At 65.0% G+C, this 11,426-nt stretch carries 8 protein-coding genes; 6 read left to right on the plus strand and 2 right to left on the minus strand.

The window, feature by feature from the left end; translation table 11 throughout:
- The first annotated feature begins 749 nt into the window (after positions 1–749).
- From katE to AWB77_RS33850, 5 genes are all read left to right on the plus strand, one after another.
- Positions 750–2,921: a catalase HPII gene (katE, locus tag AWB77_RS33830; protein WP_279616205.1), complete on the plus strand. Its 2,172-nt coding sequence runs from the start codon at positions 750–752 to the stop codon at positions 2,919–2,921.
- Positions 2,922–3,175: 254 nt separating this feature from the next.
- Positions 3,176–6,418 (plus strand): ATP-binding protein, encoded by a 3,243-nt coding sequence (locus AWB77_RS33835; protein WP_244158742.1) that lies wholly within the window; start codon positions 3,176–3,178, stop codon positions 6,416–6,418.
- Positions 6,415–6,957 carry a hypothetical protein gene (locus tag AWB77_RS33840; RefSeq protein ID WP_061138820.1) on the plus strand — a complete coding sequence of 181 codons (543 nt, stop codon included), beginning with the start codon at positions 6,415–6,417 and terminating at the stop codon, positions 6,955–6,957. Before AWB77_RS33835 ends, AWB77_RS33840 begins: the two co-directional genes overlap by 4 nt.
- A gap of 241 nt (positions 6,958–7,198) precedes the next feature.
- Positions 7,199–7,465 carry a hypothetical protein gene (locus tag AWB77_RS33845; RefSeq protein ID WP_061138815.1) on the plus strand — a complete coding sequence of 89 codons (267 nt, stop codon included), beginning with the start codon at positions 7,199–7,201 and terminating at the stop codon, positions 7,463–7,465.
- 69 nt (positions 7,466–7,534) lie between these two features.
- Positions 7,535–8,719, plus strand: coding sequence for a L,D-transpeptidase (locus AWB77_RS33850; protein WP_061138816.1), 1,185 nt, complete (start codon positions 7,535–7,537; stop codon positions 8,717–8,719).
- 15 nt (positions 8,720–8,734) lie between these two features.
- Here the strand turns inward: AWB77_RS33850 and AWB77_RS33855 are convergent, their stop codons facing one another.
- Both AWB77_RS33855 and AWB77_RS33860 read right to left on the minus strand, forming a co-directional pair.
- On the minus strand, positions 8,735–9,619 hold the full coding sequence (locus AWB77_RS33855; protein WP_061138817.1) for a DMT family transporter: 885 nt from the start codon (positions 9,617–9,619) through the stop codon (positions 8,735–8,737).
- Between the two features lie 73 nt (positions 9,620–9,692).
- A complete protein-coding gene (locus tag AWB77_RS33860; RefSeq protein ID WP_061138818.1) occupies positions 9,693–9,878 on the minus strand; it encodes a hypothetical protein in 186 nt (61 codons plus the stop codon).
- Between the two features lie 187 nt (positions 9,879–10,065).
- Here AWB77_RS33860 and AWB77_RS33865 point away from each other — a divergent pair, with 187 nt between their 5' ends.
- Complete coding sequence (locus AWB77_RS33865; RefSeq protein WP_061138819.1) at positions 10,066–10,821, plus strand: DeoR/GlpR family DNA-binding transcription regulator; 756 nt, start codon at positions 10,066–10,068, stop codon at positions 10,819–10,821.
- The last annotated feature ends 605 nt before the right edge of the window (positions 10,822–11,426 follow it).

The raw sequence follows: 11,426 nt of genomic DNA on the forward strand, positions 1-11,426 counted from the left end.
TTGGTCTGTTAGCGTTGCCCCTGTGCGGGGCGGCACCTACTTTCTTTGCTGCTGCAAAGAAAGTAGGCAAAGAAAGCAGCTTTTCAGGCCCGCGGTCATACGCAGTTTGGGTAGTCCTCTCGTCCACGGCGGCACTCGCCTAAAGAGTGCCCTCAAACACCTAAGCGGGCTTGGATCGCGCACGGTCTGACTTGCCATTACTTTGAGCGCGCTGGTTCAGCACCAAACAGTTTCGGCACAGCGCTGCGCGCTGCCGGCGAGTATGCGAGGGAAACCGATGGGACGCGAGCGCGCTCGCGTTCCGATTAACCCATCGGCCGCGAAGCGGGCTGGAGCTATTTGGTGCTGAACCAACGAGCCACGCGATGCAATATGGCAGACCGTGCGCGAGCCAAGCCCGGTGATTGTGATGAGGGCACTCTTTAGGCGAGTGCCACGGTGGACGAGAGGACTACTCAACGTGCGTGTGACCGCGGGCCTGAAAAGCTGCTTTCTTTGCCTACTTTCTTTGCAGCAGCAAAGAAAGTAGGTGCCGCCCCGCACAGGGGCAACGCTAATAGACCAATAACAAATCGGGATCCGGCGCCTACGAGGGCATTCTCTAGGCGCGAGCCACGGACGAGGAGAGAACTCCCCAACGTGCGTATGACCGCGGGCCTGAAAAGCTGCGTTCTTTGCCAACAAAGGCATTGCTAATAGACCGACACAAAACCGGGATCCGCGAAAAAAACAAAAACCAGGAACGCCCCTTGCGACGAGCAAAAACAAAATCCCCACCCCGGAGTCCGCACAACATGGCAACAAAGAAGCAGCCGCCGGCGACCGGCGTCGCCCCGAGCCCGTCGCACATCAACACGAACCAGAAAGTCGAAGCCCTCGAAACCTTCCGCGCCGACGCCACGAATCAAGCCCTGACCACGAATCAGGGCGTAAAAATCGCCGATAACCAGAACACCCTGCGCGCCGGCGAGCGCGGTCCGTCGCTGCTCGAAGACTTCATCATGCGTGAAAAAATCACGCACTTCGATCACGAGCGCATTCCAGAACGGATCGTCCATGCTCGCGGTTCCGCTGCGCATGGCGTCTTCAAGGTCTACGAATCGCAGGCCGAACTCACCAAGGCCGCGTTCCTGCAAGACCCGTCGAAGGAAACGCCCGTCTACGTGCGCTTCTCGACCGTGCAAGGCTCGCGCGGCTCGGCCGACACCGTGCGCGACGTGCGCGGTTTCGCCGTCAAGTTCTACACGGAAGAAGGCAACTTCGACCTCGTCGGCAATAACATGCCCGTGTTCTTCATCCAGGACGCAATCAAGTTCCCCGACTTCGTTCACGCGGTCAAACCCGAACCGCACAACGAAATGCCGCAAGGCGCATCCGCGCACGATACCTTCTGGGACTTCGTCTCGCTCGTGCCCGAATCGGCGCACATGGTGCTCTGGACCATGTCCGATCGCGCCATTCCGCGCAGCCTGCGCACGATGGAAGGTTTCGGCATCCATACCTTCCGCTTCGTCAACGCGCAAGGCAAAGGCCGCTTCGTGAAATTCCACTGGCGCCCGACGATCGGCTCTGCATCGCTGCTGTGGGACGAAGCGCAAAAGCTCGCAGGCAAGGACTCCGACTTCCATCGGCGGGATTTGTGGGAAGCAATCGACAACGGCGATTACCCCGAGTGGGAACTCGGCGTGCAGATCGTCGAAGAGGAAGACGAGCACAAGTTCGACTTCGATCTGCTCGATCCGACCAAGATCATCCCCGAAGAACTCGTGCCGCTGAAGATGATCGGCAAGCTCACGCTGAATCGCAATCCCGATAACTTCTTCGCCGAAACCGAGCAGGTCGCGTTCTGCCCGGGTCATATCGTGCCGGGCCTCGACTTCACGAACGATCCGCTGCTGCAAGGCCGCCTCTTCTCGTACACCGACACGCAGATCAGCCGTCTCGGCGGCCCGAACTTCCACGAGATTCCGATCAACCGTCCGCTCGCGCCGCTGCACAACGGCCAGCGCGACGCGATGCATCGCCAGACGATCGACAAGGGTCAGGCTTCCTACGAGCCGAATTCCATCGACGGCGGATGGCCGAAAGAAACCGCGCCGGCCGCGGCGGGTGGCGGTTTCGAGAGCTACACCGAGCGCGTCGAAGGTTCGAAGATTCGCGTGCGCAGCCCGTCGTTCAAGGATCATTACTCGCAGGCGACGCTCTTCTGGAACAGCATGACCGATCCGGAAAAGGATCACATCGTCGGCGCGTATTCTTTCGAATTGTCGAAGGTCGAGCGCAAGCCTATCCGCGAGCGCCAGCTCGGCATTCTCGCGAATATCGACGAGACGCTCGCCGCGCGCGTCGCCGAAAATCTCGGCCTGCCCGCGCCCAAGAAAAACGCGGACGCCGACGAGCTCGGCAAGTCGTCGGTGACGGAATCGCCGGCGCTGTCGATCATCGCGAAGGCGAAGCCGTCGGTAAAGACGCGCAAGGTCGCGATTCTCGCCGCGCCCGGCGCCGATGCCGCGAGCATCAAGGCCGCGCAGGACGCGCTGAAGGCCGAAGGCGCGCACGCCAAAGTCATCTCGCCGACGCTCGGCTCGCCCGCGCAAGGCATCGAAGCGGACGCCACCATTCTCGGCATGCCGTCCATCATGTTCGACGGTGTGATCGTCGCGGGCGGCAAGGACAGCGCGAAAACGCTGTCCGAATCCGGCGATGCGCGTCACTTCGTGCTCGAAGCATTCAAGCACCTGAAGGCGATCGGCGCGATCGGCGACGGCGAGGACGTGCTCGCGGCCGCGCATCTGCCGAGCGGCGAGGAAGGCGTTGCCGTGGGCAGCGATGCCAAGACGGTGCTGAAGAGCTTCATCGAGGCGATGAGCAAGCATCGCGTGTGGTCACGCGCGCAGAAGGCGGAGTCGGTGCCCGCCTGACGCGTTTCGCGGCGCGCAACGACGGGCACGACGATGCCCGTAACGGCGATATACGCGTTCCGAGCTTTTTGAGACACTAGCCGCACCAGTCATTTCGGGGGTGCGGCTTGTTTCATCGCGCGAGACTTCGTGGCGGCGCGGCGCGTGCAGCCGTCTTTCTCCTTATCCTGACGTGGATGCTGTGCGCGGGCGCGGCACAGGCCCGAGGCCGGATCGTCATAGGTTCGGCGCCTGGCATCGCGCCGCCGCTCGACATGGCGTATCCGCGTGCCGCCGCGCCTCGCGGCATCTCGGTCGACTACGCCAACGCCGTTGCCGAAGTACTCGATCTCGACGTGCAATGGCGTCTTTATCCCGACCGTGCCGCGCTGGTTACGGCACTCGTCCACGGCGAGATCGACATGGCGACAGGCGCGGACGGCGAGGATCGCAGCGTGGCGCTCGTCTACAGCCGTCCTTATCTCCCCATCCGACAGGTGTTCGTCGAGCCGTTTGCAAAACGACCGCCGACACATCAGCTCGCTTACGTCGACACGCAAGCTTCGCCGGCGCGCTTGCAAGCCGCGTATCCGTCGATGTCGCCGGTCGCGTATCCCGACATGCTCGGCGCGTTGCTCGCCGTGGCGCTCGGCGACGCGGATGCCTACGTCGGAGACATGACCGCCGCCGCCTACACGATCGCGCATTTCGAGCTGCCGAACCTGACGATCACAGGCTTCGCGCCGTCCGACGAGGGCGGCTATCGCTTCGCGTTCGCGGCCGGCCGTAACGGCCCGGCGCTGCGGGAACGCGTCGACGACGCGCTTGCCGCTTTGCGTCCGGGGTTCGTCCTGATCGAGCATGCGCGCTGGAATCCCGGCGCGTCGACGATCACGCTGGAGAAGCGCATCGAACTATCGCCGGAGGAGCGCGCGTGGATGAGCGCGCACCCCGCCGTGACTTACTCGATGCTCGCGCAGGCTGCTCCGCTCACGTTCCGCGATCAGCACGGCAATGCGGCGGGCAGCCTGGTCGACGTTCTCGACGCGATTGCGCGCGTGACCGGACTGCGCTTCGAAGCGCGGGCTCGCACATCGGTAGCGCAACTCGCCGCCGATCTGAAAAGTGGCGCGTCGGCGATCGTGCCATTCAGCCGCGGCGCGCAGGCGGCGCTGCCCGGCGGCGAGGCGACCGTGCCGACGGGCGAGACCATTCTTGCAATCGTGACCGCCACGGGCCGTCCGTCCTTGCGCGACGCCGCCGCGCTTGCCGGGAAGCGCGTCGCGATTCCAAGCGATTCGCTGCTGGCCAGTTTCATCCGGGCCGAGGCGCCGGGCGCACGCATCGTCGAGATGAGGCCTTTCGACGGTGCGCTTCGCGCCGTGGCCAACGGCGACGCCGATGCGACCGTCATCGATCTCCCCGTCGCCAACTACGTCGTGGGCAATCCCTTCCGCAACACGCTCACGATCAGCGGTGTGCTGTCGACGAAGCCGATTCCGCACGGACTCATCGTTGCGGCAAATGAGCCCGTTCTGCTCGGCATCGTGAATCGCGCGATCGCAAGCCTGCCGCCGCCCGAGCTCGAAACCATTCGCGCGCGCTGGAAGCTGTCGGAGCATCCGGAAATGCTGTGGGAGCGCCGCCGTCCGCAAGTCGAACTCGGCGCGCTGCTCGGCATTGCGCTCGTGCTCGTGCTCGCGGGCTGGGCGCTGACGCTGCGCGTGCAGATCGTGCGCCGGATCGCCGCCGAGAAAGCCATGCGCGCCGCGAAGGAAGAAGCGGAGACCGCCAATCGCGCGAAATCGACCTTCCTTGCGACGATGAGCCACGAAATCCGCACGCCGATGAACGCCGTGCTCGGCCTGCTCGAAATGGAGTTGCGCGCGCCCGGCGAACGTGCCGCGACCGAACGCGCGCTCTCGACCGCGCATCGGGCCGCGCGCGACCTGCTCGGCATGATCGACGATCTGCTCGATGTCGCGAAAATCGAAGCCGAGCGCCTCGTGCTCGCGCCGGCGCCGCTCGAAATCGAAGCGTGGATCGCGGGCGTCGCGGCAATCTACGAGCCGGCCGCGCGCGCGAAGGGCATCGCGCTCCTCGTGAAGCGCGTATCGGGCGACGGCCCCGCGTGGATTCTCGCCGATGGCCAACGGCTGCGGCAGATCGTCGGCAATCTGCTTTCGAACGCCATCAAGTTCACCGATCGCGGCGCGGTCACGCTCGAATACGATCTCGCGCCGCCGCTCGACGGCAAACGCGCGGTGACGCTCGCCGTGTCGGATACCGGCATCGGCATTGCGCCCGCGAAGCAGGCGCTGCTCTTCACGCCGTTCGTGCAGACGCACGATGGCCGCGCGCGCAGCGTGGGCGGCACGGGCCTCGGCCTCACGATCAGCAAGCGGCTCGTCACGATGATGGGCGGCGTGATCGAACTGTCGAGCGAGCCCGGGCGAGGCACGCGTTTCACGGTACGGCTGACGTTGCCCGAGGCGGACGTGGCCGCTGGCCCCGTCGATGTGCCGGCCGCTCATGCTGGACTGCCGGCGAAATCGCTGGCGGGCTTGCGCGTGCTCGTCGTGGACGATCATCCGGCGAACCGCATCGTCCTCGAAGGACAAATCCGGCTGCTCGGCGGCGTCGCGCGGCTGGCCGTCGACGGCAGGCAGGCGCTTTCGCGCTGGCGCGCCGATCCGCACGCGTTCGACGTGATTCTGACCGACTGCTCGATGCCCGAAATGAGCGGCGAGGAACTGGCGCGCACGATCCGCGACGACGAAGCGAAGGACGCATCGAACGCATCGAACGTATCGAAACCGCGCGCCGTGCCGATCATCGGGCTGACCGCGAATGCGCAGCCCGAAGCGGCGATGCGCGCGGTCGAGTCCGGCATGACCGCGTGCCTCGTGAAGCCGCTCGGCCTCGACGCACTGCGTGAAGCGCTGCTCGCCGCGACGCGCGACGGCCGCGTATCGACCACATCGCCCGCCGTATCGCTGCCGCACGATTCCGGCGATCCGGTCTTCGACGCGGCGCTGCTCGCGGGCTTCGGCGATCAGGCGGGCGCGCTCGTCGACACGCTGACATCCGCCAATACGGCCGATCTCGCCGACGCGCGCGCCGCGTTCGCCGACAGCGACCACGCGTTGCTGCGCGACATCGCGCATCGCATGAAGGGCGCGGCGGCGGTGGTTGGCGCGGCGCCGTTCATGCGCGCGTGCGTCGCGCTCCAACATGACTGCGAGCTTGCCGTCGACGAGGACCGCAACGGCGAGGACGATGCGCGCATCGCGGCGTCGTTCGCGCAGTTTGTCGCGGCGGCGAGACGCTCGATGCCGCGCTCGCCGGGCGCACCGCGTGCGCGTCGCCAGCATCGGACGCATCGGCGTAATGCAGTTCCGGAACCGCGCGCGACTCATTCGCGTGCAGCGTGCCTATCGTGTGTTTTAATTGAACCTCCGATCATCTCTAAAACAAGCGGCGTCCGCGGCCGCGATGGATGGCGCAAAGAGGCATGATTCGAAGGGACACCGGATTCACCGAGGCACCGAACCCAGGCACTGGCCGGACGAGCCGGACGCGGCCGGCCGCGCGCGCGGCGCTGGCGTACTGCTGCGCGATGCTCGCTTTCGCGCCGGTCGCGTCGCGTGCGCAGCGTGCCGAATGGCTCGACGCGCGCGTCACGCAGGCGACCATCGTCGATACGATCTGCATGCCGGGCTATGTCGACCGCGTGCTGCCGTCGTTCGAAACCCAGATGCGGCAGAAGGAGCGGCTGCTCAAGCAGCGCAGCATCGATGCGTCGTTCGCGTCGGAATATGCGCTCGATCATCGCATGCCGGTGCTGCTCGGCGGCTCGCCCAACTCGCCCGCGAATCTCGATCTGCGCCGCTGGGAAGGGCGCGAAGGCCAGCGCCGCAAGGAACGGCTCGCGGTTTATCTGAAGCGCTGCGTCTGCACCGGCGACATCACGCTGAAAGAAGCGCAATCGGCGATGGCGGGCGACTGGTCGAATCGCTATCCGAATCTTTCCAGCATGTCCTGCTCGGGCTTCTGACTCAGGCGTCCGACGATTGGGCCTGCGCATCCGTCCGATTTAGAACATCTATTGAAAAAGACGGAATGTCGCAGCGCGCGCCGGGTCTGCGGGATTAGTATGGAGCTATCTCGAAAATTCGCCGTGGAGTCGCCATGATGCTCGCCTATGTGTCCCTTTTCGTCGTCGGCACGCTCGCTGCCCGCATGATCGTCAAGCAGCGCCGGCAAGCCGCGCCCGTGCGCGCAAGGAGGTAAGGGCGATGAATCTGCTCGTCTGGAACCTTCCTCAACGTTGCGCCGCGCGCGACGTGCGGCGCTTTCTGAAGGAGGAGCTCGGCGGTTACGCGAGCGATATCGAAGTTCACGGCGCGGGCACCGCTGACGCCTATGCGACCGTCAAGCTCGCGACCGATGTGCCTTACATCGGCGAGGCGATCGCGCAAAAGCTTTGCCATCAGCGCTTTCACGATGAGCCGCTGCGCGCCCGCGCATCCGCTTCCGCCGACGCATCCACTCGCCTGCATTGACGTTGCGCGTCCAGGCGGAATGAACCTTGCTGCGCCTTCAGCGGTCGGCAACGCGGATCATTCATATCGATGCATCAGGCAGGAAAGAGCAGGACGAACAAGACGCCGATCGGCGCAAGACACCTCGTGGGCGCGGCCGCGCTCGCGCTTTTTTCGATCACCACAGCGGCCTTCGCGCAGGAACGCGTGACGGCGATGCCCGTCGCGCCGGCTGTTTCCGCCGCGCCCGTGCCGCCGATGCCGCAGAGCGCGAGCATCCCGCACGGCGCGAGCGCACCCGAGCGCGCATTGCCCGCCATGCCTGTGCCGATGCCTTTGCAGCCTGCGGTGGAAGCTTTGGCGGCGCCGGCGGCTTCGGCTGCCAGCGCGGCATCGGCTGCGTCCGCTGCGAGTGCCGCAAGTGCCGCGTCCGAGGCGCAAGCGCCGGAAGTGCCCTTGCCGCCGGAGCCGCCCGAACCCAATATCGCGCAGCGCACCGGCACGCCGCCAGCCGGCGCCTATGCCATGCGGCAGACCTTCGCGAAGGAAGTCGATCGGCGCCTGACGGTGCCCGTCGCGGATCAGCAGGCGTACGGCCGGCTTTTACAACGCACGCTCGAGCAGGACGGTCACGGCGATCTCGCCAACGAGTTCGTCGTGCTCGTCGATCGCAGCGAGAACGTGCAGGCAGTGTTCGTGTACTTTCGCGCGAAACCGGGCGATGCGTGGTCGATGATCGGCGCATCGCCGGTATCGACGGGCCGCCCGGGCACCTACGACCACTTCGTCACGCCGCTCGGCGTGTTCCAGCACGTGCCGGGCAACATGGACTTCCGCGCCGAAGGCACGCTGAACGAGTTCAAGATCCGGGGCTACGGCGCGCGCGACATGCGCATCTACGATTTCGGCTGGGCCGATGGCGAGCGTGGCTGGGGCAAGGGCGGCAAATCGCCGATGCGCTTCCAGATGCACGCGACCGATCCCGAAAAGCTCGAACCGCTGCTCGGCATGCGGCATTCGAAGGGCTGCGTGCGGATTCCATCGACGCTCAATACGTTCTTCGATCATCACGGCGTCCTCGATGCGCAATATGAAGCACGCGCGTCCGATGGACAGTCGATGTGGGTACTCAAGGCGACGCGCAGCACGACGCCGTGGGCGGGGCACTATCTCGTCGTCGTCGATACGGGCAGGAAGTCGCGGCCCGCGTGGTCGCCGGGTCCGGGCAAGGCCGTGCGCGCACACATTCCGGCGGGCGCGGATACGGTCGATTGAATCGCGTCCGAAGCCTTATCTCGTGCGCGCGAGCAGCACGCCCGCGAGCGCCACGCCGAAGCCCGCGAGCTGCACCGCGCCGAGCGTCTCCCCGAACGCGAGATAGCTCTCGAGCGCGGCGAGCGGCGGCGCGAGAAAAAGCAGGGCGGTCGCGCGCGATGCGTCGCCGCGCCGGACCATCCACACGAGCAGCGTCGTCGCGACGCCCGAGAGCATGAGGACGCCCCATGCGAGCGAAAGCCACGTCGTCGCCGATGCGATGAAGCGATGCTCGCCGAGCGCCATGACCAGCACGAGGGCAACGATCGCCGCGCCCGCGTTTTGCAATGCACTGGCGCTGCGGATATCGGCGCGGGCGAGCGAGGTCTTTTGATACAGCGTGCCCGCGGTGATCGCGACGACGGCGAATATCGCGACCGTCACGACGAGCCATTGCGGCGCGTGACCGGCAAACGCGTTATCGACGTGCGTGCCGCCTGCCGCGATTTTCGGCGCGAGCACGAGCGCGACGCCCGCCAGGCCGAGCACGAGCCCGATCCACGCGCGCGGGGTGAGCCGTTCGCCGAAAAGCCGCGTGGCGACGGCGGCGGTCAGCAGCGGTTGCAGCGCGCCGAGCAGCGCCATGATGCCCGCGCCGAGCCCTTGCGCGACGGCCCAGTAGCCCGCGCCGAGGTAGACGCCCTGCAGCAGCGCGCCGGCGAACAGGTGCCGGCCGATTTCACCGCGTTGGGGCCAGGGCGCACGCGTGATCGCGGCGATGGCGATGAAGAGCAGCGTCGTGCCGCCGAAGCGCGCGAGCAGATACAGATTCGGGTCGACGTAAGGCGTGATTGCCCGCGCGACGATGAAGCCAGTCGACCAGAGAAACACGAAGACGGGTGCGGCGAGAGTCGAAATCATTCACGGCATGCGGCGAAAGAGATGCCGCAGTATCGGCCGATTGCGCGCGTCGGTCTTGTCTAAGTCTGCACTCTTATTCGATCGTGAAGGTGTCGAGCGGCTGATTGGCGCGGGCATCGCCTTCGAAGCGCCGCGACAGTTGCGCGTGCAGCCGCTTTGCTTCGTCGAGTGTGAGATCGATCCAGAAGGGATCGCCGGCGGCGTCGTTCAGACGGTCGGGAGGGAACTGGATTTCGATCACCACGCCTTTCTTGTACATCGGCTTGCCTTGGACGAGAGCACATGCGGAACGTCGAAGTCTAGCCGACGCGCGCGTGTGGATTGCGCACGTGGCGGAAAGAATGCATTGCGCGCGTCGGCTTGACGAAACGCGCGTTGCCAAAGAAATGCCACATGAGGCCGCTAAACTCCACATGCCGCCTCGGTTCCTTTACCTTCATCGATCGATGCTTGCCGAACAACGTCATCAGTACATTCTCGCCGAGTTGGAAAAGCATGGCGCGCTCGCGGTGGCGGATATCGTGCGCGCGTTGTCGGTGTCGCGCGAGACCGTGCGGCGCGATCTCAACATGCTGGCCGGGCGCGGCCTCGTGACGACGACGCATGGCGGCGCGTTGTCGATCGACCGCCGCGAGCCGCATGTCGATGTGCGCGAGACGGAGAACGCGGCGGCGAAGCGTGCGATCGGTGTGCGCGCGGCGGCGTTCGTGCGCGACGGGGCGTCGCTCATCATCGATTCGGGCAGCACGACGCAGGCGGTGGCGCGGGCGCTGGCGGAGCGGCATCGGCTGACTGTTTATACGAACGACTGGCGGATCGCGATGTTGCTTGCGCGGCGCAATGGCAATCGCGTGACGTTGCTGGGCGGAGAGATCGCCGATCTCGAAGACGCGACCTTTGGGCTGGATACGATTCAGCAGCTTGCGCAGTATCACGCGGATTTTGCTTTTATCGGGGCGGGAGGCATTACGGATGATGCCCATCTCACGGATTATTCGCGGCTTGCCGCCGAGGTGAGAGGGAGGATGATTTCTTGTGCTGCCTGTCCGATTGTCGTGGCCGATTATTCGAAGTTCGGGCTGGTTACGCCCGTTCGGATCGCCGGGTTCGAGGCGGTGAGGTTTCTGGTTTGCGAGGCAGCGCCTGAAGGGGGGGTGCGGCGCGCCTTGGCGGCGCGGGGGGTGGAGGTTGTTGTGGGTTAGGTTTCTGGTTTGGTTTTTTGGTTTGGTTTTTTGGTTTGTTTTTTTGTTCGCCGGATCCCGATTTCTTTGTGGTCTATTAGCGTTGCCCCTGTGCGGGGCGGCACCTACTTTCTTTGCTGCTGCAAAGAAAGTAGGCAAAGAAAGCAGCTTTTCAGGCCCGCGGTCACACGCACGTTGAGTAGTTCTCTCGTCCACCGTGGCACTCACCTAAAGAGTGCCCTCATCACAATTACCCGGCTTGGCTCGCGCACGGTCTGTCATATAGCATCGCGTGGCTCGTTGGTTCAGCACCAAATAGCTCCAGCCCGCTTCGCGGCCGTTGGGTTAATCGGTACGCGAGCGCGCTCGCGTACCCTCGGTTTCCCTCGCATACCCGACGGCAGCGCGCAGCGCTGTGCCGAAACTGTTTGGTGCTGAACCAGCGCGCTCAAAGTAATGGCAAGTCAGACCGTGCGCGATCCAAGCCCGCTTAGGTGTTTGAGGGCACTCTTTAGGCGAGTGCCGCCTTGGACGAGAGGACTACCCAAAGTGCGTGTGACCGCGGGCCTGAAAAGCTGCTTTCTTTGCCTACTTTCTTTGCAGCAGCAAAGAAAGTAGGTGCCGCC

Origin of the sequence: Caballeronia fortuita (assembly GCF_001544835.2) — a bacterium.
GTDB classification, from domain to species: Bacteria; Pseudomonadota; Gammaproteobacteria; order Burkholderiales; family Burkholderiaceae; genus Caballeronia; species Caballeronia fortuita.